Origin of the sequence: Candidatus Solirubrobacter pratensis, from assembly GCF_000425945.1 — a bacterium.
Lineage (GTDB): Bacteria > Actinomycetota > Thermoleophilia > Solirubrobacterales > Solirubrobacteraceae > Solirubrobacter > Solirubrobacter pratensis.
Genome location: NZ_KE384480.1, coordinates 538,066 through 564,817, shown reverse-complemented (window position 1 = coordinate 564,817; position 26,752 = coordinate 538,066). Strand labels below are relative to the sequence as shown.

The following is a 26,752-nucleotide window of genomic DNA, read 5'->3' as shown; positions in this document are numbered from 1 at the left end:
ATGACGCATCGCGAGAGTCCCGCTGGGCGGCAAGCGCGGCATCGACATCGCCCGTGAACGGGCGCATCCCACAGACCGAGGAGCGACACCATGACCATCGCCGAGAAGATGCAGGCCGCCGAGCCGCTCGGCGAGCTCCAGCTGCACCGCCTGCTGGTGGCCGTCGACGGCTCCGAGAACTCGGAGCTGGCGCTGAAGGCCGCCATCACCGCCGCCCACCACGACCACGCCTCGATGACGGTGATCACCGTCGGGCCCGACCTGTCGGCGGGGCCGGCCGCCTGGAGCGCCACGCTCGGGGGCGGGCTCGACCAGGACGCCCTGGACCGCGACCTCTGCGGCCAGCTGTCGGACATCGTCGGGCGCATCCCCGAGGACATCCCGGTCAAGAAGATCTACCGGCGCGGCAAGCCGGGCCCCGAGATCGTCAAGGCCGCGAAGCAGGGCGACTACGACGCGATCGTCCTCGGCGCGCGCGGCGTCGGCCGCGTGGGCGCATTGATGGGCAGCGTGAGCCACTACGTGCTCCACCACGCCGGCATCAGCGTCTTCGTGGCGCACGCGCCGCGCGTGTGCTGAGTGCTCAGCCTGGATCCAGGCTTAGAGGGCCTGGACCTCGCCGACGATGTCGCTGACCGACGCCTTGGCGTCGCCGAACAGCATCGCCGTCTTGGGGTCGTAGAACAGCGGGTTGTCGATCCCCGCGAACCCGCTGTTCATCGAGCGCTTGAGCACGATCACCGACGACGACTTGTCGACGTCGAGGATCGGCATGCCGTAGATCGGCGAGTCCGGCACGGTGCGCGCGGCGGGGTTCGTCACGTCGTTGGCGCCGATGATCAGCGCCACGTCGGTGCGCGCGAACTCGCCGTTGATGTCGTCCATCTCCTTGAGCTTCTCGTACGGCACGTCGGCCTCGGCGAGCAGCACGTTCATGTGGCCGGGCATGCGGCCGGCGACCGGGTGGATCGCGAACAGGACCTCCACGCCGCGCTTCTCGAGCTCCGTCGCGAGGTCGGCGACGGCGCGCTGGGCCTGCGCGACGGCCATGCCGTACCCGGGCACGACGACGACCAGCCGCGCGTAGGAGAGCTGGATCGCGACGTCGGCGGCGCTGGTGGAGCGCGCCGTGCCGCCGCCGGCGGGCGCGGCGAGCGCCGCCGCTCCGCCGGCGCCGACGCCGGCGAAGAAGACGTTGCCGATCGAGCGGTTCATCGCCTCGGCCATCTGCTTGGTGAGAATCGAGCCGGAGGCGCCGACGAGCATGCCGGCGACGATCAGCGCCGTGTTCTGGAGCGCGATGCCGGCCGCGGCGGCGGACAGGCCGGTGAACGCGTTCAGGGTGCTGATCACGACCGGCATGTCGGCGCCGCCGATCGGCACGACGGCGAGCACGCCGAGCGCCCCGGCGCTGACCAGGATCAGCCAGAACAGCAGCTCGGAATCGCTGCCCGCGGCGATGATGACCGCGAGCGCGACGGCGATCAGCAGCAGGCCGGCGTTGATCGCCTTGGGCGTCCTGATGCCGCGCCTCATGACCTCCTGCAGCTTCAGGAAGGCGATGTTCGAGCCCCAGAAGGAGATCGAGCCGATGATCGCCGCGAACAGGATCGGGATCAGGCTGCGGAGCGCCAGGTCGCCGCCGGACGCGCGGAACTCGACGATGCTGATGAGCGCGACCGCGCCGCCGCCGACGCCGTTGAACAGCGCCACCATCTGCGGCATCGCCGTCATCTTCACGCTGCGCGCCGCCGGGACCCCGACGGCCGTGCCGATCGCGACGCCGACGACGATCAGGATCCAGTCGCCGACCTGGCGCTGCAGGAGCGTCGCGACGACGGCGATCGCCATCCCGACCGCGGCGATCTGGTTGCCGCGGACCGCCGTGCGCGGGCCGCGCAGCATGTGCAGGCCCGTGATGAACAGCGAGAACGCGACGATGTAGAGGAGCTCGACGACGTCCTCACGACTCACCGGACGGCTCCTTAGGATCGGGCTTCCTGCCCTTGAACATCTCGAGCATGCGGTCGGTGACGAGGAAGCCGCCGACGACGTTGATCGTGCCGAACGCGATCGCGATGACGAGCAGCAGGTCGTTGAGGAAGCCGTGTGCCGGGCCGATCAGCAGGATGCCGCCGAGCACGACGATGCCGTGGATCGCGTTCGTGCCCGACATCAGCGGCGTGTGCAGCGTGTTCGGCACCTTCGAGATCACCTCGAAGCCGACGAACGCCGCGAGCACGAGGATCGCGATCTCGGTCAGGAGATCCATGTCACCCCTCCACCACCTTGCCGTCGCGCACCACGCAGGCGCCCTTGATGACCTCGTCGTCGAAGTCGAAGCCGAGCTCGATCAGGCTCAGCACGTTGCGCGAGTACAGCGCCGACGCGTGCTCGGCCATCGAGGACGGGACGTTCAGCGGCGCCGCGACGATCACGCCGTTGTCGGTCGTGTACGTCTCCCCCGGGCGCGCGACCTCCGCGTTGCCGCCGGCCTCGGCCGCAAGATCCACGATCACGCTGCCGCGCTTCATGTTGGCCACCGCGTCGGCCGGAATCAGCTTCGGCGCCGGGCGGCCGGGGACGAGCGCGGTCGTGATGATCACGTCCGACCGCGCCATCTGGACCGACAGCGCCTCGCGCTGGATCTGCTGCTCCTCGGGCGTCAGCTCGCGGGCGTAGCCGCCGGCGGCCTCGGCGTCGCCGATCCCGTCGACCTCGAAGAACCTGGCCCCCAGCGACTGGATCTGCTCCTTGACGGCCGAGCGGATGTCGAACGCCGTCACGACGGCGCCGAGCCGGCGCGCGGTGGCGATCGCCTGCAGGCCGGCGACGCCGGCGCCGAGCACGAGCACCTGCGCGGGCGGGACGGTGCCGGCCGCGGTCATGAACATCGGGAAGAAGCGGTCCATCTGATCGGCGGCGATCAGGACCGCCTTGTAGCCCGAGACGGTCGCCTGGCTCGACAGCGCGTCCATCGACTGCGCGCGCGAGATGCGCGGGATCATCTCCATCGCCAGCGCGGTCCCCTTCAGGCGCGCGAGGCCCTCGGGGTTGCCGAGCGGGTTCAGGAACGAGATCAGGATCGTGCCCGGGCCGAGCTTGGCGGCCTCCTCGTCCGACGGCGGCGCGACCTTGACGATCACCTCGGCCGCGAACGGGTCGCCGATCGTCGCCCCGGCGGCGGTGTACGCATCGTCCGCCGCGCCGGCCTGGAGCCCGGCGCCGGACTCCACCGTCACCTCATGCTCGGCCTGGACGAGCTTGCGCACGACCTCGGGCACGAGCGCGACGCGGCGCTCGCCCGCTGCCGTCTCCTTTGGCACGCCGATCCTCACAGGCCGCGGAACAATATGTGAGAACGCGGCGGGAAGCGCAAGCGACCTTTGGCGAATCGCACGTTCAGGGGGTGACGCGGCCGATCGGGAGCGGTTTGCGGGCCAGCGCCAGCAGCGCCTGGCCGGTCACCCAGACCGGCGTCTGACGGCTCGTGCGCGAGTAGCGGACCTCGCCGTTGGGGGCGGTCAGCGAGCGCAGGTAGGCGACGCCGTCGCGGCCGTTGCCGCGGCGGACCGCAGCCGGATTTCGCCCGACGGCGAGCAGGCCCTGGATCGCCCATGCGGTCGACTGCGCGTTGGAGCCGGCGCCGCGCTGGAGCGGGAAGCCGCCGTCCGCGTTCTGGCTGCGGGCGAGGTAGTCCGCGGCGCGCCGGGCGGTTCGTGTGGTCCGCAGTCCCGCGGCCGCCAGCGCCTGCACCGCGGCGCCCGTGTCGTCGATCCCGGACGGGCTGCCGCGCGTCGCGAAGTTGAAGCCGCCGTCCGTGTTGGCCTGCTTGAGGATCCAGCTCGCGGCGCGGCGCACGCTGCCGTCGCGACGCGAGCGCCCGGCGGCGCGCAGGGCGAGGATCGCGAACGCGGTCGTGTTGACGCGGCCCGCGAACGAGCCGTTGCCCGCGCGGCGCGAGATCAGCTGCGACGTGAGGCGCGACGGTACGCGGCCCGCGGTGGCGAGCACGAGGATGGTGCGCTCGAGGCTTCCGGTGTCAGAGCCGGGATGCGCCTTGACGTACGCGAGCGCGCTGGCGCGCTTGCGGACCGTGGTCGGGCTGTGGCCGGCGGCGGCGAGGCCGAGCGCGGCCCACCCGGACACCAGCGGGCTCGACGCCTGTCCGGGCGTCGCGCCCCAGCCGCCGTCGGCGTTCTGGGCGCGCTGGAGGTAGCCCGCGGACGTGCTCTGCGCCTGCGCGGATGCGGGCTGGTGCAGGCCGGCCGCGAGGACGAGTGCGGCGCTCGCGGCGGCGACCGGCGCCCAGGTGATCTCGAACCGCGTGCGGTAGCGGGCGAGGGCCTGGATCAGCGCCGGACCGAACGCGAGGCAGAAGACGACGTTGCCGATCGCGTGCGCGGCGTCGAAGGAGAACGCCGTCGCGAACTGGGTGACGAGCTTGGGAAGCGTGTGGTCGCCGGAGTACATGATCCATTCCGCGGTGTTCATCACCGCGCCGAAGCCGAACCCCGCCGCGCCGCAGGCGACGGCGAGCGGGACGCGGCCGAGGCGCCGGCGCGTGAGCTTGGCGAGAACCGCGCCGAAGAGGCCGACCGCGCCCCAGGCCGCCATCTGCCACGGGGTCCACGGCCCCTGGCCGAAGAAGAGGTTGGAGGCGAGCGCGGCGACGGCGCCGACCACGAAGCCCGGCGCGCCGCCGAGCACGTAGCCCGCGATCAGCACGATGTCGGTCGTCGGCTTCACGTTCGGCAGGGCCGCGAAGGCGATCCGGCCGAGCGCGGCGAGCGCGGCGAGCGTGGCGACGAGCGCGAGCACGCGCGTGGACGGATGGCGCCGCTCGTACCAGGCGAAGCCGGCGGCGAGCGCGGCGCCGAGCACGAGGAACGATCCCGCGATCCAGCTCACGCCGCGTCTCCTACCCGCGCCGCCGCGCGCAACACCGCCGCGCCTTCCTCGGCCGTCAGCGCGCCACCCGCGCCGCCCAGCACGCGCGCGACCTGCGTGGCGAAGTACCAGCCGCCGGCGAGGACGTCCGCGGGCGCGGCGTCGGCGACCGCGCGCCCGTCGCCGAGCAGGACCACGCGCGTGGCGAACGCGGCCGCGAACTCCGCGTCGTGGGTCGCGACCACGACGACGCCCTCGCGCTCGCGCAGCCGGGCGGCGAGCGCCTCGCGGCGCGCGGGGTCCATCCCCCGCGTCGGCTCGTCGAGCAGCAGGATCGCGGCCGGCGCGCGCAGGATCAGCTCGAGCGCGGAGCGCTGGCGCTCGCCGCCGGACACGTCGCGCGGGTGGCGCGCGGCGAGCTCGGAGTCGGGCAGGTGCGCGCCGATCGTTTCGCGCAGCAGGTGGTCGCCGGGGTGCTGCGTGAGCAGCGCGACGCCGTCGGCGCGGATGCGGCCGCGGGTCGGCTCCAGCACGCCCGCGATCGCCTTCAGCAGCGTCGACTTGCCTGCGCCGTTGCGGCCCATCAGCGCGATCCGCTCGCCCTCGCGCGCGACCAGCTCGGCGCCGCGGAGCACCGCAGGACCCTCGCGCAGCTCGAGCCACACGTCCTCCACCGCGAGCGCGGCGGCGCGGCGCTCGCGGCGGCGGGCGAGGAAGCCGGCCTGCGGCGCCTGGACCGGCTGCCGGGCGTCCGCGGCCGCCGCGGCCTCGGCGATCTCCGGCTCGCGGCGAGCCTCCTTCACGCTCAGCGGGACGGGCTCCAGGCGCGCGAGCTCGAACAGCCGGGCGGCCGGCGTCGCGCGCGTGCGGGCGAGCCATCCGCGCGGCGCCTCGTCGGCGATCAGGCGGCCCGCGCCCAGCTCGATCACGCGGTCGGCCGCCGGCAGGCAGCGCTCGATGCGATGCTCGGCGAGCAGGATCGCGGTCCCCCACTCCTCGTTGAGCCGCCGCAGGACGCCCAGCAGCTCGTCGCCGGCGACGGGATCGAGCTGCGAGGTCGGCTCGTCGAGCAGCAGCAGCCGCGGGCGCCCCGCGAGCGCCGCCGCGAGCGCGACGCGCTGCAGCTCGCCGCCTGAGAGCTCGTGCGTCGCGCGGTCGAGCAGGCCGGCGAGCCCGAGCGCGAGCGCCGCCTCCTCCACGCCGCGCGCGACGGCCGGCGCGGCCCAGCCGCGATTCTCGAGCGGGAACGCGAGCTCGGCGCGTACGGTCCCCATCACCACCTGCGTCTCGGGGTCCTGGAACAGGGTCCCGGCGACCGCCGCGAGCTCCGCGGGCCCGTGCTCGCGCGTGTCGAGCCCGCCGGTCAGCACGCGCCCGGCGAAGGTCCCGCCGTGGAAGTGCGGCACGAGCCCGGCCGCGGCGCGCAGCAGCGTGGACTTGCCGGAGCCCGAGCCGCCGGCGAGCAGCACGAGCTCGCCCGGCTCGACGGCCAGCGAGACGTCGCGCAGCGCCGGCGCCGCCTCGTCGGGATAGGCGTACGTGACGCCGTGCAGGGCGAGGACCGTCACCCGATCCCCCGGCGGTCGGCGAACGGGGCGAGCGCGCAGAGCGCGAGCGCGGCGATGGCGGCCCACGTGGGGCCGTCGAGCGGCGCGGACATGCGCGGGTACGGCTCGAACGAGGCCCAGGCGCCCGCCAGGACGCCCGCCGCCAGCGCGAGCAGCGCGGTCGCCGACGCCGCGAACGCGATGTCGTGGCGCGACCACGGGCGCGGCATCCGCGGCGGCCGCAGCCCGAGGCCGAAGCCGCGCACCTCGAGCGTCGCGGCGACGTCGGTCGCGCGGTCGAGCGCTCCTGCCGTGACCGCGCGCAGGACGGCCGTGCGGGAGGCGCCGCCCTCGGGCAGGCAGCGCTGGGCGTCGGCGAGCCGGTGGCCGTCGCGGGCGAGCACGGGCCACAGCCGCATCGCCAGCGCGGCGGTCAGGCCCGAGCGCAGGGAGGCGCGCCGGAACCCGCGCAGCAGCTCGTCGGCGTCGACGGCCGCCGCCAGGAAGGTCGAGCTGAGGAAGATCGCGAGCATCCGCAGGCCGAGCACGCCGCCGTAGGCGAGCGCCTCCCACGTGATGTCGAGCTGCCCGCGCCACGGGAGGTCGGGCCCGCGGAAGATCACCGTCAGGCCCTCGCGGGCGACGAGGGCGTTGATCAGCATCACGACGATCGCGAACGGGACCGCCCAGCGCGCGGTGCGCAGCAGCTCACGCGACAGGCCGGCCGCGCGCGCCGCCGCCACCTCGACCGCGAGCACCGCCGCGAGCACGGCGGGGTGCTCGCTCACGAGCGGGACCGCCCCGAGCGCCAGGCACCACGCCCCCGCCGCGCCGGCGCGGGCGGCGTGCAGGGGACTCCGTCGCGAACGTGGAAGGCTCATCTCGCTATCGCGCCCGGGAGAATCGCCCCCTGGGCGATCGCTCCCGGCGAAACGAACGCGAAGCGCGAGGCTTCGCCGGTCATGGCGCCTCGATCGGCAACGGCACGCCCTTCCCGGCCTCGATGGCGAGGGCGAAGCGGTCGCGCAGCTGGTCCTCCGTGACGGCCGCCGCCGCGGCCGCCACGCCCACCTGGTCGGTGCCGGTCACGAGCCAGGTGGGATCCTGGTCGGCGAAGCTCGTCGCGGCGACCAGCCCGCCGGCCGGGCCCAGCGTCTTCTCCACCTGGCCGCGCGAGTCGAGCAGCGCGATCTTCGAGCCGGAGGGGTCGGGCTTCGCGAACACGCCCGACGCCTGCGGCCCGACCTCGAGCTGGCGCGCCGCGATGTCCTTGCGGACGTCTCGCCACGAGCCGACGAGGACGCGCAGCACCTTCCCGACCGACTGCTCCAGGCTCGAGCGCGCCAGCGTCTTGATGCCCGCCTCCTGGAGCCGCTGCTCCACCTCGTCGCACGAGCGGCCCGCCTCGCCCATGCAGACCAGCCGCACCGGGAACTTCTTGCCGTCCATCCCGGAGGTGAACGGCTCCGGGAACGCGCCGACGACCGCGGGGATCCGCTGGGCGGCTCCCCAGTCGTGGTGGTCCCACCACACGCGGTCGCCGGGCGAGACCTTGTGGTCGGCCGCGCCCTGGGACGCCTCGATGCCGTTGACGTAATAGAACCAGTCGACCTTGCGGCCCTTCGCCTCGCCGCCGGACACGCCGTCGATCTCCTGCACGAACCCGCCGCCGAACCGGGTCTTGACCGTGAAGTTGCGCTGCAGCAGCCGCATCACGGTCTCGCCGTCGCGCGCCGCCTCGCTGCGGGTCGGGGCCATCTGCGAGCGCCCGAAGTCGCGCGACACGGTGACGGTGACCTTCCCGCCGGAAGCATCACCCGCGCCGAAGCCGCAGCCCGAGGCGGCGACGACGGCGAGCAGGAGGACGACAAGGCGCTTCATCTGACGGTGAACACCACCCGGGTCGTGCCGCGAGCGAGCGGCGTGCGGTTGCCGGCGCCGTCGATCGCGACGGCGTCGAGCACGTACCGGCCCTTCCCGAGCCGGGACGGCAGCAGGTAGGACCAGTCGGCGCGATCGCCGATCGAGAAGTAGGGCCCCTTGCCGCAGTGCGTGCCGCGGAAGGTCTCCGACCTGCCGGAGAAGTACCAGCACTTGGAGCCCAGCCGCTTGGTCAGGCGCAGCTTGACGGCCTTGATGCCGGACGGGTCGGCGCCGAAGCTGCCGCGCAGCTCGCGCGGGCCGGTCTTGAGCACCGCGTGGTCGTTCAGGCCCGCGAGCCGGGCGGTCGGCGGCGTGCGGTCGGCGGGGAGCAGCGGCGGGTACGACGCGCCGGGCGCGCCGACGGCGACGGTCTCGGTCTCCGAGCGTGCGAACCCGGGCTTCTCGGCCTTCAGCCGCACGGGGCCGGCCGCGGGGAACGCGATCGTCGCGTGGCCGTCGGCGTCAGTCGTCGCGCCGCCGACGCTCGCCCCCGCGACCGGCGCCGCGGCGCCGCTCGCGTCGTAGCGCACGACGGTCACCTGGGCGTTGGCGCCCTGCGTGACCGAGGCGGGCGCGGTAAGGCCGAGCGGAAGCACAGGAGCATTGGAGCAGCCGACGCCGTCGAAGTGGCAGGTGTCGACGAAGAAGAGGACGCTGTCGCCTTCCTGCAGCTCGGCCGCGCAGGCGCCGACGGACGACAGCTTGTGGTTGATCCACAGCGACCAGTAGTCGTCGCCGGAGGGCGTCTCGCCCATGATCCCCTGCACGAAGTGGCCGTAGTTGGGGTCCCAGCCCGCCGTCCAGCTGCCGGCGGTCGCCTTCTCCAGCGCGCCACCGACGCTCGTGCCGGAGCAGTCATGGCCCGCCTTGCTGACCGGCTGCGCCGTCGTGGCGACCGCCGCCGAGTCGACGAGCGTGCTCGCGGCGCCCTCGACGCGCACCGTCACGTTGGCCGGCGCGGCAAGCGCAGGTGCCGCGGAGATCGCGATGAGACCGGCAGCGAGGCCGGCGGACAGTTTGAGCTTCATGCTCGAGGCCACCCCTTTCCACGAGGGCGTTCGGCGTTGCGGTCGCTGGGAGGTCTCCTGGCTTCCGGGCCTTCTCCCGCGCCTTCCCGGACGAACCAGTGGCCTGCTGCGGCGAGCGTCCCCGGTGACAGTGGCGGGTCCGCGCCGGATTCTCACCGGCTTCCCTGTCCACCGACCTGTGACGGATGGCATGGTATACGACGATGACCGTCAATCTCACGCGTATCTACACCCGTCTCGGCGACGGCGGAGAGACGCACTTGGGCGACATGAGCCGGGTCCCGAAGACGCATCCGCGGATCGAGGCGTACGGCACGGTCGACGAGCTGAACGCGCAGATCGGCCTCGCGCTCGCGCAGGGCGACCTCCCGGAGCGCTATGTGGAGTGGCTGCGCCGGATCCAGAACGACCTGTTCGACGTCGGCGCCGACATCTCCGTGCCCGAGGGCGGCGAGCGGCAGCGCCTGCGCGTGATCCCGGAGCAGACCGCCTCGCTCGAGCAGGCGTGCGACGAGGCGAACGAGCCGCTGGCGCCGCTGAAGTCCTTCGTCCTCCCGGGCGGCACGCCCGCCGCCGCCCAGCTGCACGTCTGCCGCACCGTCTGCCGCCGCGCCGAGCGCCGCGCGATCGCCTGCGGCGAGGAGATCAACGCGGAGTGCGTGCGCTACCTCAACCGGCTCTCGGATCTGCTGTTCATCCTGTCGCGGGGTGCGAACGCGGGCGCCGCCGAGCCGCTGTGGGAGCCCGGCCGCTACCGCTGACCGCGAGCGCGACCGCGCTCCAGCCGCTGGCCACCAGGACGCCGCCGAGCACGTCGCTCGGGTAGTGGAAGCCGAGCAGGACGATCGAGCCGAGCGCGAGCGCCGCGATCCCGCCGCCGAGCACCGCGACCGGAGGCCGCAGCCGCGGCGGGAGCACGATCACGAAGGCGAGCAGGAGGCTGACGATCGCCGTCGTGTGGCCGCTCGGCCAGGACGCCGCCGGCATGTAGTGGTCGGCCGGATACGGCCGCTGGACGGCGAGCGCCGGCTTGAGCAGCTGCGTCGTGACGGCGGCGGCGAGCATCGCCCCGCCGGCCGCGAACCCGGCGCGTACGCGGCCGGCGAGCAGCGCGCCGGCGACGAGCGAGGCGGTGATCACCGCGAACGGCGCCGGATCGAACAGGCCCACGAGGTCAGACGCGACCGTCGTGCGCTGCTCGGTCCGGTGGCGCATCGCGTCCTCGAGCACGTGCAGGTCGAGGCGCTGTACCAGCGCGACGTGCACCACGACGACGTAGACCGCCGTGGCGAGCCCGGCGCAGGCGGCGGCGAAGGCCAGTGGGCGGCGATCCATCGGCCCACCACGCTACCCGGCGTGCCTTAAGCGCAGGCGTACGTCGCGCAGCGGCGGCGGCGCGACCATCAGCTGCCAGCCGCGCGGGGAGAGCATGAACTCGCCGTCGAGGACGATCCGCGGGCGCGCGTCGTCGGTCGTCGCGAGCCGCGCGTCGCTGAGCGGCCAGCGCCCGGGCAGGTGCGCGATCGCTCGCCGCACCTGGGCGTGGGAGACGCCGCGCTCGAGCAGGGTGTGCACGATCGCCGCCTCCGCCGCGTCCTCGACGGAGTAGACGTGCGGGTCGCCGGTGGACTGGGACGCGCGGATGTAGCCCCAGCGCGCCCACTGTCCGATCGTGTTGCCGGTCACGCCCGCCAGGGCACCGACCTCGCCGGCGAGCAGATGGCCGGTAGAGCCCGTTTCGCCCTCCGGTCCTCGCAAGCTCGGACCTCCGGTCGACGCTACCCGTCCATCATCTTCACCGCGGCGTCCCGGTCGGCGACCCTCAGCTTGCGCAGGATCGCGGCCACGTGCGAGCGCACGGTCGCGGGCGACACGACGAGCGTGCGCGCGATCTGCGCCGTCGTCATCTTGCGCCGCATCAGCTCGAGGACTTCCCACTCCCGCGAAGTCAAGCGCGGCTCGTCCTCGCGTGACGACATCAACGTGCGCCGGCGCGGCGCCCGGTCGCGGAACTCCTCCACGAGGCGGGTGACGAGCGTGACCGGCAGCGCCGCCTCGCCCGCCATCACGTCGCGCAGGGCGTCCGGCAGCCGCTCCGTCTCAGTGTCCTTGAGCAGGTAGCCGGCGGCGCCCGCGCGCAGCGCCGCGAACAGGTGCCCGTCGTCGCGCGAGATCGTGAGCATGACCACGCGCGTGCCCGGCAGCCGCGCGGTGATCTCCCACGCGGCGGCGAGCCCGCTGCCGGGCATGTTCACGTCCAAGAGGGCAAGGTGAGGCTGCTCGCGCAGTGCGGCATCGACCGCTCCGGGCGCATCCTCCGCCGTCGCGATCACATCGAAGCCGCCGTCCTGGCGAAGCGCTGTCGCGATGTCCTCGCGCGTCGGCGCGTGGTCATCCGCGACGAGAACGCGGACCGTCTCTATGGGAGCACCACCTGGACGAGCGTGCCTGCGCCGGGGACCGACTCGAGCGAGAGCCGTCCCCCCACCATCTCCGCGCGCTCTCGCATCGCGATCAAGCCATAGCCGGCGACGCCGAGGCCGCTGCTGGCGCCGCTGACGAAGCCCGACCCGTCGTCGATCACGCGCACGCTGAGCGGCGGGCCGACGAGGTCCACGCGCACGTGGCGCGCGCCGCCGTGGTGGGCGGCGTTGCGGACCGCCTCGGCGACGATCCGCAGCACCTCGGCGTGGACCTCCGGCGAGACGTCGGTGGCGCACCTCGTGCTCACGCGGACCTCCAGGTCGCACTCGACCGCCAGGCGCGCGCCGTGGCGCTCCAGCGCGACGTGCAGCGGCTCGTCGGCGGACGGCCGCAGCGCCTCGATCGCGCGGCGTGAGTCCTCCAGCGCGCGCTCGGCGGCGGAGAGGATCTCGATGCCGTCGGGCAGCTCGGAGAGGCGGCCGGCGCGGCGGCGGATGAAGGCGAGCTCCTGCGCGACGCCGTCGTGCAGCTCGCGCGCGAGCCGCCGGCGCTCGCCGAGCACCGCGGCGTCGGCGCGGCGGCGGACCCCGGCGCGGACCTCCTCGATCACGCCCGCCAGCAGCGCCAGCCAGCCGAGCACGCGCAGGAGGTCGCCGAGATGCACGGCCTTGCCGTCGAGCGGCGGGAAGAGCGCGTAGTTGAGCTTCGCGAAGCCGCCGAGCACGACGGCGACGGCAGCCCAGCGCATGAGCGCGTCGCCGCGCTCGCCGGCGCGGCGCGCGAGCCCGATCGCGGCGGCGATCAGCGCGCCGGCGGTGACGAGCTGCACGATCAGCCGCCCGAGGTCGGGCTTGAAGCCGGGGCGGGGCGACTCGATCAGGCCGAGGTCGGCCGGCCCGGGACCTGCGAGGTAGGCGGCGCCGCCGAAGAGCACGAGCCCGAGGCCGCCGGCGGCGAGCCACAGGGTGCGCCTCGATACGCGCAGCCCGGCGGGCGCGAAGGCGGCGGCCGCGAGCATGACCGTGCCCGCGAGGTTGCCGCCCATCGCGTAACGCGCCAGCTCGGGCGTCCAGGCGCCGGAGACGATCAAGCCCGCGACCGACAGCGACGTGAGCGCGAGCACGAGCAGGCCCGCGGACAGGCACACCCGGTCGGCGCGCCACTGCGGGCCGCACTGCTTGAGCAGCAGCCCGACCGTCGCGACGGCCAGCAGTGATCCGCCTGTTTCCAGCGCGACGCGCAACGACGGCGCATCGAATGACGATCGCAGCCACGGTACGGCGACGACCGCCAGCGTCACGGCAGCGGCACCAGCCGCCGCAAGCGACACCATGGGAAGCGCCGGCCTCCGAGCCGGTCCTTGCTCCATTTCCACCCTCCGAACCTCCGAACCCGCCCGGTGTTGTACCTGAATCGGCGACCCGAGGGCAAGGCCCTACGTCGGCAGACTGCACCTAGGCCCAGGTGAAAGCGCCGCTGGAAGCGATCTTCCGGGTTGCAGAGCTTCGTCTTCCGCCGCCGCTTTCTGGCATTTCGAAGCCGTTTTCACAGGTTCATAGGCGGTTCATCCGCCGTCGGCCGCCTGGCGCGGGGACGTGGGCGTGCTGACCATCCGAAGCCCCCGCAGAGGCGCTCCTTTTACCGGGGCTTTGCCGCCGCCTCACCGGCGATCTCCAGCATCCGGTCCAGATGCACGGCGACGAACGACAGCGAGCAGCGCAGCGCCCACGGCGCAGCGCCTCGCGCAGGCCGGCGCCCGGCAAGCACGGCGAGCTCGTCTCGCCGCGGACGCGCCGCCGTCATCGGGCATGCGAGCGAAGGGTCTCCTGCGCCTGAGGGCCGGGACGGATCGACAGCGAGAGCTAGAGGGGGCTGAAATGGGCTTCAAGGTCTGAAGGTCGATGGGTCAACGGGTTCGGGGTCGACGGAGGGGAGTCGTGATGGGCTGGCGCAACTGAGCCGCGAGGCGGCGCGAAAGACTCGAGGAGGGGTCGAATGCACGGCTGGAGGGTTTAGACGCCGGTTCCGCGGGCGCCGGAGAGCCGGCGTTCGCCGTTTCGGCGTACCGTCTGCGGCTTGTCCCCGCACGAGTACATCGGCGCCAACGCCGACCGCGCGCCGGACCCCACCCCTCGCCCCCACCGCATCGAGATCCTGATCGAGCGGATCGACGAGACCGCCGCGCTCGAGCTCCTGTACGAGATCGCCGACGCGCTGGCCGCGCGCGGGCATGCCCTCTCCGACGGCGAGGACAAGCACGTCCGCTCCGTCATCACGCTCGGCCGCGCCGAGTGGCCCGAGGAGCTGGTCACCGACGCGCTCCACGCGCTCCTGCCGCGGGCGACCCCGCGGCCGCCCGACCTCGAGTACTACTCGCCGAACTAGACCTCGCGGCCGTTCGCGGTCAGGTGCACGTCGATGTTCCCGCGCGTCGCGTTGGAGTACGGGCACACCTGGTGGGCGGCCTCGACGACCCGCACGGCCTGCTCGGGGTCCGTGACCTGCGGGAGCGTCACGTCGAGCCGGACGCCTAAGCCGAAACCGCGCTCCTCGGTCGGGCTCAGCGTGACCTGGCTCACGATCGAGACGTCCCCGACCTCGACCTTCTCGCGCCGCCCCGCGACCCCGATCGCGCCCTCGAAGCACGCGGCGTAGCCGACCGCGAACAGCTGCTCCGGGTTCGTCCCGCCGCCGTCGCCGCCCATCTCGGCCGGCGTCCGCAGCTGCACGTCGAGCGCGCCGTCGGTCGTGACGCCATGCCCTTCCGCACGGCCGCCCGTGACCGTCGCCTCCGCCGTGTACAGCACCTTCGCCATGTGTCGGCTCCCTCCGGAACGACGCGGCGTCGCCGCGCCTCGGATCGAATCTAGCGATGTCGCCGCTTAACGACGAAACCCGCCTGGCAGGCGGGAATCGTGAGGTACCGCTACGGGGATTCGAACCCCGGTTTCCGCCGTGAGAGGGCGGCGTCCTAGTCCCCTAGACGATAGCGGCAGGGACCATCCGGGGCCCCACACTAGCAACGGGGCCCGGAAGTGCGGCTGAGAGGACTCGAACCTCCACGGGCGTTCGCCCACCGCCACCTGAAGACGGCGTGTATACCAATTTCACCACAGCCGCGTGGGAAGGCCGACAGAGTACCAAGTCGGCACTGGGGCGCCGTTGGACTGTCTCGCCGGCGACGGATTCGAGTCCCTCGAGGCGGCTCCCCGGGTGCGTTGCGGCCCGGGGTCCGGGCGGGCGCCGCCGCGCGGCGGGATCGGCGCGGCTCGACCGCCCGCGCACTCATGGCCTACCCCACCGCCGCGCGGAGGCTCGTCGGCGCGCGGAGACGGCGGCGGCGCGGCGCGTCGGGCGGGCACGCGCGCGCTCTGGAGGCGCGCGGGAGAATCGGCGCGCGGGAGAATCGGCGAACTGCGCTGGTAAGGAGTGCGGGTCCATCTGGCTCGCCGGCCTGACGGACACGTTCGATCACCGGCACGGGCGCTTCGCGCACGAACGATCATCGCCACCCATCCGGCTCAGGGGTCCCGGCGGCACGGCGGAGATCGCGGCGCCGCGCGGAGCCGGCGTACTAAGCAGTTCGCCGGCCCCCTGCAAGGCACCGGTACGCGGAGTCGGTGCGCGAGCGGAGACTCGCCGTGCCCGCCGGACACACTCGATCACCGGCACGGCCGCTTCGCGCAGCAGCTCAGGAGCCGCCTCGCGAACCCCGAGAACCCGCCGCACGGCGAGTCCAGACCGGCGGCCCCGGATTTACCCTTCTGGGCCGGTTCCTACGGGATTTTTAGCCCATGCTTGAGATCCATGGGGACGATACTCCGCGGCAGGCCCTGACCACGCCCGTAACGGAGGTGCCCCGTGGCCATCGCCGACCCTCACCCCCTACCCACAGAAGCACCCACACAAGAAACAGGAACGATCCCGCGCGTCATGGAGCGGGACCGCCGGCACGCCCTAGCAACGCTGCCGCAACTCGCGCCCGGCCGCTACCTCGGCATCGAGGACGCGGGCGAGATCGTGCTCCTGCCGCTCACCGCCGACGTCATGCACATCGGCCGCAGTCCGGCGGCCGACGTCGTCCTGGACGACTCATCCGTGTCCCGCCGTCACGCGCTGCTCGCGCGCCGCGGCGCGGAGACGGTCATCCTGGACGATCGCAGCCTCAATGGTCTCCGCGTCAACGGCGAGCGCGTCAACGAAGCCATCCTGCGCAACGGGGACCTGATCGTCCTCGGGCAGGTCTCCCTGCGCTTCTTCGACGTATAGACGACCAGCAATGCCGCCGGGGCGGCGGGTGCCGAACCCGCCCCCCGTGCGCATCGCCGGCTTCAGCGCGGCGCGCGCGGGCGGCCCTCGGCGACGATGTCGCGCCCCGTCGGGCGCATCTGCTCGTCCAGCTCGATCTGCCAGAAGAAGCGCGTGAACGTCCGCCCGGCGAGGAAGTCGCCCACGTGCGGCTCGATCGTCTCCCCCAGCGCCATGCGCACGATCAGCTCCGGATAGGTCCTGCCGGGACGCGCCGCGTACATCGGGCACGCGAACGCCCCGCCGAAGCGCGCGTTGATGTCGGTCACGCGCAGCCCGAGTGACCGGTCGCGGAACATCTGGATCGTCGCCGGCCCGCGCAGCGGCAGCGTCTCGGCGACCGCGCGCCCCAGCTCGATCAGCTCCGGATCGGCGATCGCGGCGCCCTTGATCGACTCGCCGCCGCGAGACTCGAGCATCGTCCGCGGGATCGCGTTCAGGCAGCGCCCTTCGAGGTCGCACAGCACGTCGACCGAGAACTCGGGGCCGTCCATGAACCGCTGCACCATCACCGGCTCCTTGACGTAGCCGGCGAAGAAGTCCGCCTCGCGCGCGTCGGCCGCCGGGTGGATCGAGCGCGAGCCGGAGCCGCGGCGCGGCTTGACCACCGCCGGGAACCCCTGTGGCTCCTCCCCCGGCAGCCACGTAGGCGGCGACGGCAGCCCGTGCTCGAGCAGCAGCTGATGGGCGAGGTACTTGTCGAACGTGCGCCGGCAGACCTCGGCATCGGGCACGAACGCGGGCAGGTCGGAGTCCCCGAGCACGTCGAGGTCGAGATCCGTCAAGGGCACCACTGCGACCACGCCGTGCTGCGAGCACAGCTCGCGCAGGAATGGGACGTAGGACGGATCGTCGGCCCGCGGCGGCGCCACGCGCACGTCGGCCGCGTACTGCGCCGGCGCCAGCGGAGACGGGTCCGCGGCGACCACGAGCGCGTGCTGGGCGAACGCGCTGACGATGTCGTAGCGCTTGCCGACGCCTGTCAGCAGGACCGCGGGGCGGCTCACCTGTGGAAGCGCGTCAGCGTGTCCGAGCGCAGCCCGAGCCGCAGGCTCTCGACCGCGATCAGGTCCCACGGCAGGACGTTGCCGAGGTTGACGTTCGCGCCGAAGTGGCGGACCAGCCACGCCTGCTGCGAGCGCCGCGGCGCCTCGAAGATCAGCCGGTCCCCTCCGCAGGCCTCCACCAGCGCGCCGACCAGCTCGTCGCGGATCGACCCGTCGGGCCAGTACAGCCCCGCGTCGCCCGACACGCGGCCTTCGCACACGACCGCGGAGGCCCCGGCCTCGAGGGCGTCGACCGCCTGCCGCACCCACGCCTCCGCCGACGGCGCCAGCCGGCCGTCCTTGCTGCCGACCTCCACGAAGACCGTGAAGTCGGCCTCCAGCCGCCGGATCAGCCGCCGCTTCTCGCCGGGCGCCATGTCCAGCGTGCCCTCGGACACCTCGACGTGGCGGATGCCGAGCGCGGTCAGCGCCTCGCGCAGGGCGTCCACGCGCCCGTGGCAGAACGCGAGCTCGGTCAGCGTGCCGCCGAGCATCGGCGCGACGCCGTGCTCGCGGTAGACCGCGAGCTTGGCCTCCACCGCCCCAGTCACCAGCGCCGAGCCCCAGCCCAGCCGGATCACGTCCACGTGCGGCGCGGCGATCTCCATCAATCCCTCGGCCTCGACGCGCGTGAGGCCTGGATCGACGACATGGGTGACGCCCGTCGTGCGTGGCTTGGCGGAGCGCTCAGGCAGCGGTATCAGGCCGTCGAGCGCCGCAGCTGCGAAGGTGCGAATGCTCTCCACGGCCGACCATGATGGCGACTCGACCGGCGAGAGCGTCGGCTCGCGGCGAAGATTTCGCGAAGACGCTCGGTTATGGAATCGTCCCTGGGTGTGGACGCGACGGTCCACATCGACGTAGACTGCGCTCACCGTGGTGGACCCGAAGCCTCACGATCACACGCGGGCCGTCTTCATCGCCCTCGTGCTGGCCGGGATGGCCTACGCGCTCTCCCAGACGGTCGTCTCCCCGGCTCTGCCCGAGCTCGAGCGCTCGTTCGGCGCCGACGCCTCGTCGATCGCCTGGGTGCTGACCGGCTACCTGCTGGCGGCGAGCGTGGCGACGCCGATCATCGGCAAGCTGGGCGACCTCTACGGCCGCGCGCGCGTGCTCACCATCGTGCTGCTCGTGTTCGCGGCCGGAAGCGTGATCTGCGCGCTCGCCGGATCGCTCGCGCTCCTCGTCGCCGGCCGCGTCGTCCAGGGCGTCGGCGGCGGCATCTTCCCGCTCGCGTTCGGGATCATCCGCGACACCTTCCCGCAAGATCGCGTCGCGACCGCGATCGGCGGCATCAGCGCCACGTTCGGCATCGGCGGCGGCGTCGGGCTCGTGATCGCGGGCCTGATCGTGGACGCGCTCGGGCCGTCGTGGCTGTTCTGGCTCGGCCTGCTGGCGCTGCCCGCCGCGTACACGATCTGGCGCGACGTGCCGCGCGCGCACACGCCCGCCGACACGCGGGTCGACTGGCTGGGCGCGGCGCTGCTCTCGCTGGCGCTCGTCTCCCTGCTCTACGGGCTCAGCCAGGCGACCGACTGGGGCTGGGGATCGGCCGGCGTGATCGGGCTGTCGGCGGCCGGGATCGTGCTCGCCGTGATCTGGGTCCTCGTCGAGCTGCGGGTCGAGCACCCGCTGGTGGACATGCGCGTCCTGCGCCGCCGGCCGGTGCTGATGACGAACATCAACGCGGTGCTCGTCGGCTTCGCGATGTTCGCGTCCTTCCTGCTCGTGCCGCAGCTCGCGCAGACGCCCGAGCGCTACGGATACGGCTTCGGCGCGACGGTCACCGGCGCCGGCGCGCTGATGCTGCCGAGCACCGCCGTGATGCTGTTCGCCGGCCCCTGGGCCGGACGGCTCGCGCGCTCGTCCTCGCGTCTGCCGCTCGTGCTCGGGTCCGCGCTGCTCTCACTCGCGTTCGTCGTCTTCGCCATGGCGCACGCGAGCATCTGGGAGATCATGGCCGGGGGCGCGCTGATGGGGCTCGGCGTCGGGTTCGCGTTCGCGTCGATGGCGAACATCGTGGTGGAGTCGGTCCCCTCCAACGAGGTCGGGGTGGCGACGGGGATCAACACGATCATGCGCACGCTCGGCGGCGCGCTCGGCGCGCAGCTGGTGGCGACGCTGCTCACGAGCAAGACGATCGGGTCCTCCGCGATCCCCGCCGAGGCGGCGTACACGGACGCGTTCATCGCCGCCGCCGTCGCCGCCGCACTGGCCACCGCGGCCGCGCTCTCGATCCCGCGGCCGCGCCGGCCGCGGCCCGAGCCGGTTCCGCAGGCCACGGTCGCCGCCTAGGCACTGCCCATGTAGAGTGCGACGGCATGCGCCGTCTCGCCTCCGTCTGCCTCGCGCTCGTCCTGGCCGCCTGCGGCTCCTCCGGGGGCGGCAGCACGCCCACGCTGACCGTGTCCGCCGCGACTTCCCTGAAGTCGGCGATGACCGCCTACGGCGACGATTTCGGCGACGCCAAGGTGCGCGCGTCGTTCGCGGGCTCCGACGAGCTCGCGGCCCAGATCCGCCAGGGCGTCAAGCCCGACGTGTTCGCGTCGGCCAACACGACGCTGCCCGAGCAGCTCTACAAGGAGGGGCTGGTCGAGAAGCCCACGGTCTTCGCCGCCAACCGGCTCGTGCTCGCCGTCCCGGCCTCCGGCGCGAAGGTCGGCGCCATCGGCGATCTCGAGCAGCCCGGCGTGACGATCGCGATGGGCTCGCCGAGCGTGCCGGTCGGCAGCTACACGCGCAAGGTGCTGGCCAAGCTGCCGACACGCCGATCCGACGCGATCCTCGCCAACGTGCGCTCGAACGAGCCCGACGTCGGCGGCGTGGTCGGCAAGATCTCCCAGGGCGCGGTCGACGCCGGCTTCGTCTACGTGACCGACGTCAAGGCCGCAAGCGGCAAGCTGCGCGCGATCGCGCTCCCCGACGACCTCCAGCCCCAGGTGTCGTACGGTGTCGCGGTGGTCAAGGGCGCGAAGCATCCCGAGCAGGCGAAGGCGTTCGTCGACGGGCTGATGAGCGGGGACGGGCGCAGGCGGCTGGAAGCCGCGGGCTTCCTCCCGCCGCCTCGGTGAGCTGGTTCGCCGCGCTGCTGGTCGCCGCGCTCGCGGTCGTCCTCGCGTTCCTGATCCTGCCGGTCGTGGCGATCTTCCTCGACGTCGGGCCGGCCCAGCTGGTCTCGAGCCTGGACGACCCGAGCGCGACAGACGCGCTGCGGCTGTCGCTGCAGACCTCGTTGACGGCGATCGTCCTGATCGTGGCGGTCGGGACGCCGGCGGCCTGGCTGCTCGCGACGCGCTCGTTCCGCGGCCGCGAACTGCTCGTCACGCTGGTCGAGCTGCCGCTGGTCCTCCCCCCGGCCGTGGCGGGGATCGGGCTGCTCGCCGCGCTGGGGCCGCGTGGGCTGCTGGCGCCGCTCGGCGTCAGCGTCGCGCTCTCGACCGCGGCGGTCGTGATCGCGCTGACGTTCGTGTCGGCCCCGTTCTACGTGCGCCAGGCGCAGGCGGCGTTCGGCGCCGTCGACCGCAGCTGGCTCGACGCGTCGCGCACGCTCGGGGCAGGCGAGGCGCGGACGCTGGCGCGGGTGGCGATCCCCGCCGCGCTCCCGGGACTGGCGGCGGGGCTCGCGCTCGCCTGGGGCCGGGCGCTGGGCGAGTTCGGCGCGACGCTGATGTTCGCGGGCTCCTTCCGCGGCGTCACGCAGACCGTGCCGCTCGCGATCTACGAGCGCTTCGCGACCGACTTCACGGGCGCGCTCGGCCTCTCGGCCGTGCTCGTCTGCGTGTCGGCCGCGCTGCTGCTGGGCGTCAAGCTCGCGTTCCGTGCTGCGCGTTGAGGCGGTGGCTCGGCTCGGGGCGTTCGACCTCGACGTCGCGCTGGAGGTCCCGGCGGGGGGCTGCCTCGCGCTGGCGGGGCCCTCGGGCGCCGGGAAGACGACGGTCCTGCGGATCGTCGCCGGGCTGCTCAAGCCCGAGCGCGGGCTCGTGTCGTGCGGCGGCGACGTGTGGCTGGACGAGCGCGTCGACCTCCCGCCCGAGCGCCGTCGCTGCGGCTACGTGTTCCAGGACTACGCGCTGTTCGGGCACATGCCGGCGTGGAGGAACGTCGCCTACGCGGGCGTCGGCCGCGAGCGCGCGCTCGAGCTGCTCGACCGCTTCGGGCTCGCGGCGCGCGCCGACGCCCGGCCCGGGCAGCTGTCGGGCGGCGAGCGCCAGCGCGTCGCCGTCGCCCGGGCGCTCGCCCGCGAGCCGGACGTGCTGCTGCTCGACGAGCCGCTGTCGGCGCTCGACGCCCGCACGCGCGCGGCCGCCGCGCGCGAGCTTGCCGGCGTCCTGCGCGAGACCGGCGTGCCGGCGCTGCTGGTCACGCACGACTTCCACGAGGCGGCGCAGCTCGGCGACCGCGTCGGCGTGCTCGACCGCGGCCGGATCGTCCAGATCGGCACCGCCGGCGAGCTGTCCGCGCGGCCGGGATCCGCGTTCGTCGCCGACTTCACCGGCGCCGTCGTGCTCGTCGGGACGGCGCGCCCGGGGCCGGACGGCGCGACGATCGTCGCGCTCGAAGGCGGCGGGACCGTGATGAGCACCGACGCCGCCGAGGGACCGGTGGCGGCGAGCGTCTACCCGTGGGAGATCGTGCTCGAGCGCAGCGCGGCGCCGGGCTCGGCGCAGAACCACGTGCGCGCCGAGGTGCTGTCGGTCACGGCGGTCGGCGGCCGCGCGCGCGTCGGCCTGGCCGCGGCGCAGCCGCTCGTCGCCGAGGTGACGGCCGCGGCGGTGCGCGACCTCGAGCTGGCGCCGGGCGCGAAGGTGACCGCGACGTGGAAGGCGGCCGCGACGCGGCTCACGCCACGCTGAGCTCGACCGCCTTCTCGGCGTCCAGCAGGCGGATCCGCTTCATCGGCCGAGCGCCGGGAAGGGCGGCTGGACGGCCGGCGGCGCGACCCGCACGCGGGCGTCGACGGCGAGCGCGCCGCGCGGGGAGGCGATCACCGGGTTGCAGTCGAGCTCGGCGATCGCAGGGTGGGCGTCAGCGAGCGCCGCCACGCGGACGATCATGTCGGCCAGCGCGTCGATGTCCGCGCCCGCGCGCTGCAGCAGCGCCGCGGTCCGCAGCCCGCCGATCATCTCGATCGCCTGCTCAGGCGCGATCGGCGCGAGCCGGACCTGGACGTCGGCGATCTCCTGCACCGCCTCACCGCCCGCGGCGCACGCGACGACCGGTCCGAAGCGCTCGTCGGCGAGCACGCCGACGAGCATCTCGACGCCCGGCTCGGCCATCCGCTGGACGACGTAGCCGTCGAGGTCCCCGAAGCGCTCGTGCAGTTCGTTCGCCGCCCGGCGGATCGCGCCCTGCCCGTGCAGGTGCAGCCGCACGGCGCCGGCGCGCGCCTTGTGGATCAGGTCCGGGACGACCGCCTTCAGCGCCACCGTGCCGCCCAGGCCCGCGGCCGCCCGCGCCGCCGCGGCGGGCGAGTCGGCGCGCCGCTGGTCGATGAACCACACGCCATACGCGCGCAGGAGCGCCTCGACGTCCTCCGGCCCAAGCCAGCCGCCGCCGTGGGCGAGCGCGCGGGCGAGCACGGCGGCGGCGGTGTCGGGATCGACGTCCTCCAGCGGCGCGGGCTCGGGCGGCGCCGACTCGCGCCAGCGCACGTAGGCGACGGCGCGGCCGAGCGCGCGGGCGGCGGCCTCCGGCGCGGCGAACGCGGGGATCTTGGCGGCGCCGCGCAGCACCTCCGGCAGCGGCCCCGGCGTCATGAACACCGCCAGCAGCGGCGCGTCGAGCCGCGTCGCCGCGAGCGCCTCGGCGGCCTCCTCGGCGTCCGCTCTGATGTGCTCGACGAAGATCGCGATCACCGCGTCGGCGTCGACCGCCTCGACGGCCGCACGGAAGCGCTCCAGCGTCTCGGTCGTGCCGAGCTGGACGCTGCACACGACCTCCAGGCCCGCGTCCGCGCAGGCGTCTCCGCACACCACCGCCGGCCCGCGGGCGTTGGCGACGATCCCGACCCGCCCGCCGCGCGGCAGCGGCTGTTCGGCGAGCAGGGCGGCCGCGTCGAGCAGGTCGTCCAGCCCGTCGCAGCGGATCACGCCCGCGCTCGCGAACAGCGCGTCGACCGCGGTGTCGGTGGCGGCCAGCAGCGCGCCCGTGTGCGAGCTCGCGCGGCGCGCCCCCGGCGACGTCCGCCCGGCCTTGATCGCGAGCACCGGCTTGGCCCGTGCGACCCGGCGCGCGACGCGGCCGAACTTGCGCGGGTTGCCGAACGACTCCAGGTACAGCGCCACCACGCTGGTGGCCCGATCCTGCTCCCAGTACTGGAGCCAGTCGTTGCTGGAGAGGTCGGCCTTGTCGCCGAAGGAGACGAACGTCGAGAGCCCGATCCCGCGGCGCGTGACGCCGTCGATCGCTGCGGCCCCGAACGCGCCGCTCTGGGACGCGAAGCCGACGGTGCCGGCCGGCACGTCCGCGCGCGCGAAGGTCGCGCTCAGCCGCACCTCCGGATCGGTGTTGACGACGCCCATGCAGTTCGGCCCGACGAGCCGCATCCCGCCGGCGCGGCACGCGTCCAGCAGCGCCGCGAGCCGCGCCTCCCCCTCCGCGCCCGCCTCGGCGAAGCCCGCCGTGATCACGACGAGCCCGGCGACGCCGGCCTGCGCGCAGTCGTGCGCGACGGACGGGACGGTCTCCGCCGGCACGGCGACGATCGCCAGGTCGACGTGGCCGGGCGTCTCCAGCACCGACGGGCTCGCCTGCCGGCTGCCGATGAAGTCGACGTTCGGATTGACCGGGTACAGCTCGCCGCGGAAGCCGGCCGCGAGCGCGTGCGCGAACGTGAGCCCGCCGAAGGAGTCCGGGCGCCGCGACGCGCCGACGACCGCGACCGAGCGCGGGCGCACGATCCGCTCGACCGCCGCGACGGCGGCGACGCGGTCGCGGTCCTCGAAGCGCACGAGCGCGTCGTCGCCCAGCTCGGTCGGGAACTCGACCTCGATCCCGTCGGGCGACGCGTGCACGCGCACCCGGAAGCCCGACTCGCGGAAGACGCTGATCATGCGCCGGTTCTCCGGCAGCACCGTCGCCGTGAACTCCTCGATCCCGCGTGCGGACGCGATCTGCGCGAGGTGGGCGAGCAGGACGGTCGCCAGCCCGCGCCCCTGCATCTCGTCGGCGACCGCGAACGCGATCTCCGCGCGCTCCGGCCGCTCGACCTCGAAGACGGCGTGGGCGACGACGCGATCGTCGGCGCCGGTCGTGACGATCAGGCCATAGCCCTCCGGCCGGTCGCCCGCCGCGGCACGCTGCGCCGCGGCGTCGAGGTCGACGCCGAGCGTGAAGTAGCGCAGCCAGCGCGAGTTCTCCGACAGGCCGGCGAGGAAGTCGCGCAGCGCCGGGGCGTCGCCGGGCACGACCGGGCGGACGCGGGCGGTCGAGCCGTCCCGCAGGGCGATGTGGACGTCCGTCGCCGCCATTCCCGCCAAGCGTACGGATTCACAGCACGGCGTCGAGCAGCTCGTCGCCGCCGAAGCGCACCGGATCGCCGGCGGGCAGGCCCGTCTCCGACGCCGCCGCCTCGATCGCCGCCCGCGCCTCCGCGTCGCTCAGCCCGCGCGTGTTCAGCGCGATCGCCGCGACCTTTGCGGGGCGCAGCCAGCCCGCGGCGGTCTCGCAGCGCGCGATCAGCTCCGTCAGCGGCGGGATCGGCAGCTCCGGGTAGTCGTCGTTGTGCGTCGCCCCGGCGCGGTGGCAGAGGATCAGCGCGTCGGGCCGGCAGCCGTGCAGGAGCCCGAGCGTGACGGCGGAGTACGCGGGATGCCCGAGCGCGCCCTGGCCCTCGACGAACAGCAGGTCCGCCCGCTTGGCGCCCTCCTCCACGAGCCGCGCGGCGGCGCCGTTGACGAAGTCCGAGATCACGTGGTCGACGGCGATCCCCCAGCCGGTGATCGCGATCCCGGTCTGGCCGGTCGCGACGAACGCCGAGCGCAGCCCGCGTGCGCGGGCGATGGCGTCGAGCTCGAGCGTGACCGACATCTTCCCGATCGCGCAGTCAGACCCGAGCGTGTGGACGACGCGCACGTCCGGCCGCGTGCCGCTCGGCACCGACAGGTCCGGCGGCGCGGCGCGCAGGTCGCGCAGCTGGACGCCGGCGGCGGCCGCCGCCGCCGCGATCTCGGGATCCTCGGAGAGGACCGTGTGCAGGCCGGCCTCGAGGTCGAGCCCGGCGGCGATCGCCTCCAGCAGCACGGCGCGCCAGCCGGCCGTCAGCGCGCCGCCCATCGGCGCGACGCCGATCACCAGCGTGTCGGCGCCGAGCCGCACGGCATCCGCCACGCCGGCCACGATCGGCACCGGCCGGCGCGCGTAGGGAACGACCTCGTTCGCGAGCCGCCCCGCGGACTTCACGTCGACGACGGCGACGACCTCGCGCTCGCCGTAGCGCAGGATGCCGTGCGCGGTCTTCGCGCTGGACTCGTCGAAGAGCCCGTCGGTGAACAGCGCGAGCTTCATTGGACGCCCAGCCCGGGACCGTCGGAGAGCACCAGCCGGCCGTCCTGCAGCCCGAGGCCCGAGAACGGCCGCGACGAGATCAGCAGGTGGCCGTCGAGGTCGATGTAGTCGGCCAGCGAGCCGAGCTGCGCGGCCTGGGCGATACCCAGCTCGGACTCGATCATGCACCCGAGCATGACCTTCAGGTCCAGCGCGCGGGCGGCGTGGATCATCCGCAGCGCCTCGCGGATCCCGCCGCACTTGGAGAGCTTGATGACGATCCCGTCGGCGTAGCCGGCGATCCCGTCGGCGTAGCCGGCGATCCCGGCGACCGAGCCGAGGTCCTTGCAGCCCTCGTCGATCAGGACCGGCAGGCGCGGCTCCAGCGCGCGGTACGCGCGGAAGGAGTCGAGGTCCGCAGCCGGGAAGGGCTGCTCGACGAACTCGACGCCGAGCTCGATCAGGTCCGGCGTCAGGTCGCGCGCCGTGTCGATGTCCCAGCCTTCGTTGCCGTCGATGCGGATCCGCGCGCCGGTCTCGGCGCGCACCGCGCGCAGCCGCTCGAGGTCGCCCGGCCCGCCGACCTTGACCTTGAGCACCTCGTAGCCGGTCGCCCGGCGCGTGCGGTCGGCCGTCCCCTCGACGCTGTCGATCCCGATCGTGTAGGAGGTCGGCGGCGTCACGCGAGCGGTGCCGAGCAGGTGGCGCAGCGGCTGGCCGACGCGGCGGCCGAGCCAGTCGTGCAGCGCGCCGTCGAGCGCCATCTTCGCCCCCTGCGGCCCGTCCCAGGCCTTCAGCCGCGCGCTGATGTCCTCCAGCGCGAACAGGTCGTCGCCGAGCAGTGCCTCGCCCTCGGCCTCGAGCGCCTCGCGCATCGTGCCTGTCGTCTCGCCCCAGTAGTCCACCGGCGCGCCCTCGCCGCGGGCGAGGACGCCGTCGTGCTCGAGCTCGACCGCGACGACCGGCTCTTCGTCCGCGGCACCGCGGGCGATCTGGAAGGTCTCGCGGAGCGCGAGAACGTGCGTTTCAGTGCGCAACATCAGCCGCGACGGTATCGCCCGCCGCCCGCGTCTGCGCTGAGGACGATGAGAACGACAGGCAC

Annotated in this window: 26 protein-coding genes, 2 tRNA genes and 1 riboswitch; of the genes, 8 read left to right on the top strand and 20 right to left on the bottom strand. The window is 74.0% G+C overall.

Annotated features, from left to right (window positions below):
- Positions 1-90: 90 nt before the first annotated feature.
- Positions 91-579, top strand: a complete 489-nt coding sequence (locus H958_RS0127210) for a universal stress protein (RefSeq protein WP_028060958.1) — start codon at positions 91-93, stop codon at positions 577-579.
- 21 nt (positions 580-600) lie between these two features.
- Here H958_RS0127210 and H958_RS0127205 read toward each other — a convergent pair whose 3' ends face one another.
- The 8 genes from H958_RS0127205 to H958_RS0127170 form a co-directional block, all read right to left on the bottom strand.
- Positions 601-1,974 (bottom strand): NAD(P)(+) transhydrogenase (Re/Si-specific) subunit beta, encoded by a 1,374-nt coding sequence (locus H958_RS0127205; protein WP_028060957.1) that lies wholly within the window; start codon positions 1,972-1,974, stop codon positions 601-603.
- The gene (locus tag H958_RS0127200) at positions 1,964-2,272 is read right to left on the bottom strand and encodes an NAD(P) transhydrogenase subunit alpha (protein ID WP_028060956.1); all 309 of its coding nucleotides are present in this window, start codon (positions 2,270-2,272) and stop codon (positions 1,964-1,966) included. Before H958_RS0127200 ends, H958_RS0127205 begins: the two co-directional genes overlap by 11 nt.
- Position 2,273: 1 nt before the next feature.
- A complete protein-coding gene (locus H958_RS0127195) occupies positions 2,274-3,332 on the bottom strand; it encodes a Re/Si-specific NAD(P)(+) transhydrogenase subunit alpha (protein ID WP_407641168.1) in 1,059 nt (352 codons plus the stop codon).
- Between the two features lie 70 nt (positions 3,333-3,402).
- Entirely contained in the window at positions 3,403-4,911 is a 1,509-nt protein-coding gene (locus H958_RS44160) for a prenyltransferase/squalene oxidase repeat-containing protein (RefSeq protein WP_051324879.1), read from the bottom strand.
- Positions 4,908-6,458, bottom strand: a complete 1,551-nt coding sequence (locus tag H958_RS40730; RefSeq protein WP_051324878.1) for an ABC transporter ATP-binding protein — start codon at positions 6,456-6,458, stop codon at positions 4,908-4,910. The genes H958_RS44160 and H958_RS40730 overlap by 4 nt, the downstream gene beginning before the upstream one ends.
- Positions 6,455-7,318, bottom strand: a complete 864-nt coding sequence (locus H958_RS0127180) for an energy-coupling factor transporter transmembrane component T (protein WP_081686326.1) — start codon at positions 7,316-7,318, stop codon at positions 6,455-6,457. The genes H958_RS40730 and H958_RS0127180 overlap by 4 nt, the downstream gene beginning before the upstream one ends.
- Positions 7,319-7,397: 79 nt before the next feature.
- Entirely contained in the window at positions 7,398-8,318 is a 921-nt protein-coding gene (locus tag H958_RS0127175; RefSeq protein ID WP_028060953.1) for a DUF4430 domain-containing protein, read from the bottom strand.
- Positions 8,315-9,388: a DUF4430 domain-containing protein gene (locus H958_RS0127170; RefSeq protein WP_028060952.1), complete on the bottom strand. Its 1,074-nt coding sequence runs from the start codon at positions 9,386-9,388 to the stop codon at positions 8,315-8,317. Before H958_RS0127170 ends, H958_RS0127175 begins: the two co-directional genes overlap by 4 nt.
- A gap of 30 nt (positions 9,389-9,418) precedes the next feature.
- A riboswitch (cobalamin riboswitch) is annotated at positions 9,419-9,615 on the bottom strand.
- On the opposite strand from H958_RS0127170, the gene H958_RS0127165 reads away from it, so the two are divergent.
- Positions 9,592-10,149, top strand: coding sequence for a cob(I)yrinic acid a,c-diamide adenosyltransferase (locus tag H958_RS0127165; RefSeq protein WP_028060951.1), 558 nt, complete (start codon positions 9,592-9,594; stop codon positions 10,147-10,149). It overlaps the preceding riboswitch by 24 nt.
- Here H958_RS0127165 and H958_RS44155 read toward each other — a convergent pair.
- The 4 genes from H958_RS44155 to H958_RS48520 are packed head-to-tail and all read right to left on the bottom strand — an operon-like array spanning position 10,082 to position 13,112.
- Positions 10,082-10,723 (bottom strand): phosphatase PAP2 family protein, encoded by a 642-nt coding sequence (locus tag H958_RS44155; RefSeq protein WP_051324877.1) that lies wholly within the window; start codon positions 10,721-10,723, stop codon positions 10,082-10,084. The two genes, H958_RS0127165 and H958_RS44155, sit on opposite strands and share 68 nt — an antisense overlap.
- Positions 10,724-10,735: 12 nt before the next feature.
- Complete coding sequence (locus H958_RS0127155) at positions 10,736-11,146, bottom strand: MerR family transcriptional regulator (protein ID WP_081686325.1); 411 nt, start codon at positions 11,144-11,146, stop codon at positions 10,736-10,738.
- A gap of 20 nt (positions 11,147-11,166) precedes the next feature.
- Positions 11,167-11,811 (bottom strand): response regulator, encoded by a 645-nt coding sequence (locus H958_RS48525; protein ID WP_028060949.1) that lies wholly within the window; start codon positions 11,809-11,811, stop codon positions 11,167-11,169.
- Positions 11,808-13,112 carry a sensor histidine kinase gene (locus H958_RS48520; protein WP_051324876.1) on the bottom strand — a complete coding sequence of 435 codons (1,305 nt, stop codon included), beginning with the start codon at positions 13,110-13,112 and terminating at the stop codon, positions 11,808-11,810. The genes H958_RS48525 and H958_RS48520 overlap by 4 nt, the downstream gene beginning before the upstream one ends.
- Positions 13,113-13,888: 776 nt before the next feature.
- Between H958_RS48520 and H958_RS0127135 the strand changes: the two genes are divergently transcribed.
- Entirely contained in the window at positions 13,889-14,197 is a 309-nt protein-coding gene (locus H958_RS0127135) for a hypothetical protein (protein WP_028060948.1), read from the top strand.
- Here H958_RS0127135 and H958_RS0127130 read toward each other — a convergent pair.
- The 3 genes from H958_RS0127130 to H958_RS0127120 all read right to left on the bottom strand — a co-directional run bounded on the left by H958_RS0127130 (position 14,194) and on the right by H958_RS0127120 (position 14,932).
- Complete coding sequence (locus tag H958_RS0127130; RefSeq protein WP_028060947.1) at positions 14,194-14,628, bottom strand: organic hydroperoxide resistance protein; 435 nt, start codon at positions 14,626-14,628, stop codon at positions 14,194-14,196. The two genes, H958_RS0127135 and H958_RS0127130, sit on opposite strands and share 4 nt — an antisense overlap.
- A 105-nt stretch (positions 14,629-14,733) precedes the next feature.
- Positions 14,734-14,806, bottom strand: a tRNA-Glu gene (locus H958_RS0127125).
- A gap of 42 nt (positions 14,807-14,848) precedes the next feature.
- Positions 14,849-14,932: transfer RNA gene (locus H958_RS0127120), tRNA-Leu, on the bottom strand.
- A gap of 741 nt (positions 14,933-15,673) precedes the next feature.
- Here H958_RS0127120 and H958_RS40715 point away from each other — a divergent pair.
- A complete protein-coding gene (locus H958_RS40715; RefSeq protein WP_156028309.1) occupies positions 15,674-16,081 on the top strand; it encodes an FHA domain-containing protein in 408 nt (135 codons plus the stop codon).
- A 62-nt stretch (positions 16,082-16,143) separates the two neighbouring features.
- Here the strand turns inward: H958_RS40715 and H958_RS0127110 are convergent, their stop codons facing one another.
- A complete protein-coding gene (locus tag H958_RS0127110) occupies positions 16,144-17,127 on the bottom strand; it encodes an ATP-grasp domain-containing protein (protein WP_028060946.1) in 984 nt (327 codons plus the stop codon).
- The gene (locus tag H958_RS0127105) at positions 17,124-17,912 is read right to left on the bottom strand and encodes a phosphosulfolactate synthase (protein WP_231379380.1); all 789 of its coding nucleotides are present in this window, start codon (positions 17,910-17,912) and stop codon (positions 17,124-17,126) included. Before H958_RS0127105 ends, H958_RS0127110 begins: the two co-directional genes overlap by 4 nt.
- 133 nt (positions 17,913-18,045) lie before the next feature.
- Here H958_RS0127105 and H958_RS40710 point away from each other — a divergent pair, with 133 nt between their 5' ends.
- The 4 genes from H958_RS40710 to H958_RS0127085 are packed head-to-tail and all read left to right on the top strand — an operon-like array spanning position 18,046 to position 22,019.
- Positions 18,046-19,461, top strand: a complete 1,416-nt coding sequence (locus H958_RS40710) for an MFS transporter (protein WP_081686322.1) — start codon at positions 18,046-18,048, stop codon at positions 19,459-19,461.
- A gap of 26 nt (positions 19,462-19,487) precedes the next feature.
- A complete protein-coding gene (gene modA / locus H958_RS0127095; RefSeq protein WP_028060944.1) occupies positions 19,488-20,237 on the top strand; it encodes a molybdate ABC transporter substrate-binding protein in 750 nt (249 codons plus the stop codon).
- Complete coding sequence (locus H958_RS0127090; RefSeq protein WP_028060943.1) at positions 20,234-20,998, top strand: ABC transporter permease; 765 nt, start codon at positions 20,234-20,236, stop codon at positions 20,996-20,998. The genes modA and H958_RS0127090 overlap by 4 nt, the downstream gene beginning before the upstream one ends.
- Positions 20,985-22,019, top strand: a complete 1,035-nt coding sequence (locus tag H958_RS0127085) for an ABC transporter ATP-binding protein (protein WP_051324873.1) — start codon at positions 20,985-20,987, stop codon at positions 22,017-22,019. Before H958_RS0127090 ends, H958_RS0127085 begins: the two co-directional genes overlap by 14 nt.
- Before the next feature lie 39 nt (positions 22,020-22,058).
- Here H958_RS0127085 and H958_RS0127080 read toward each other — a convergent pair whose 3' ends face one another.
- The 3 genes from H958_RS0127080 to H958_RS0127070 are packed head-to-tail and all read right to left on the bottom strand — an operon-like array spanning position 22,059 to position 26,690.
- Entirely contained in the window at positions 22,059-24,635 is a 2,577-nt protein-coding gene (locus H958_RS0127080; RefSeq protein ID WP_028060941.1) for a bifunctional acetate--CoA ligase family protein/GNAT family N-acetyltransferase, read from the bottom strand.
- A 19-nt stretch (positions 24,636-24,654) separates the two neighbouring features.
- Entirely contained in the window at positions 24,655-25,671 is a 1,017-nt protein-coding gene (locus tag H958_RS0127075; RefSeq protein WP_028060940.1) for a DUF1611 domain-containing protein, read from the bottom strand.
- Positions 25,668-26,690 (bottom strand): dipeptide epimerase, encoded by a 1,023-nt coding sequence (locus tag H958_RS0127070; protein ID WP_028060939.1) that lies wholly within the window; start codon positions 26,688-26,690, stop codon positions 25,668-25,670. Before H958_RS0127070 ends, H958_RS0127075 begins: the two co-directional genes overlap by 4 nt.
- Positions 26,691-26,752: the final 62 nt, after the last annotated feature.

What these genes read in the sequence shown, in the direction of transcription:
- H958_RS0127210 (WP_028060958.1), top strand. Translation starts at nt 91, where the DNA reads ATGACCATCGCCGAGAAGATGCAGGCCGCCGAGCCGCTCGGCGAGCTC.
- H958_RS0127200 (WP_028060956.1), bottom strand. Translation starts at nt 2,272, where the DNA reads ATGGATCTCCTGACCGAGATCGCGATCCTCGTGCTCGCGGCGTTCGTC.
- H958_RS0127180 (WP_081686326.1), bottom strand. Translation starts at nt 7,318, where the DNA reads ATGAGCCTTCCACGTTCGCGACGGAGTCCCCTGCACGCCGCCCGCGCC.
- H958_RS0127175 (WP_028060953.1), bottom strand. Translation starts at nt 8,318, where the DNA reads ATGAAGCGCCTTGTCGTCCTCCTGCTCGCCGTCGTCGCCGCCTCGGGC.
- H958_RS0127170 (WP_028060952.1), bottom strand. Translation starts at nt 9,388, where the DNA reads ATGAAGCTCAAACTGTCCGCCGGCCTCGCTGCCGGTCTCATCGCGATC.
- H958_RS0127165 (WP_028060951.1), top strand. Translation starts at nt 9,592, where the DNA reads ATGACCGTCAATCTCACGCGTATCTACACCCGTCTCGGCGACGGCGGA.
- H958_RS44155 (WP_051324877.1), bottom strand. Translation starts at nt 10,723, where the DNA reads ATGGATCGCCGCCCACTGGCCTTCGCCGCCGCCTGCGCCGGGCTCGCC.
- H958_RS0127130 (WP_028060947.1), bottom strand. Translation starts at nt 14,628, where the DNA reads ATGGCGAAGGTGCTGTACACGGCGGAGGCGACGGTCACGGGCGGCCGT.
- modA (WP_028060944.1), top strand. Translation starts at nt 19,488, where the DNA reads ATGCGCCGTCTCGCCTCCGTCTGCCTCGCGCTCGTCCTGGCCGCCTGC.
- H958_RS0127080 (WP_028060941.1), bottom strand. Translation starts at nt 24,635, where the DNA reads ATGGCGGCGACGGACGTCCACATCGCCCTGCGGGACGGCTCGACCGCC.
- H958_RS0127075 (WP_028060940.1), bottom strand. Translation starts at nt 25,671, where the DNA reads ATGAAGCTCGCGCTGTTCACCGACGGGCTCTTCGACGAGTCCAGCGCG.
- H958_RS0127070 (WP_028060939.1), bottom strand. Translation starts at nt 26,690, where the DNA reads ATGTTGCGCACTGAAACGCACGTTCTCGCGCTCCGCGAGACCTTCCAG.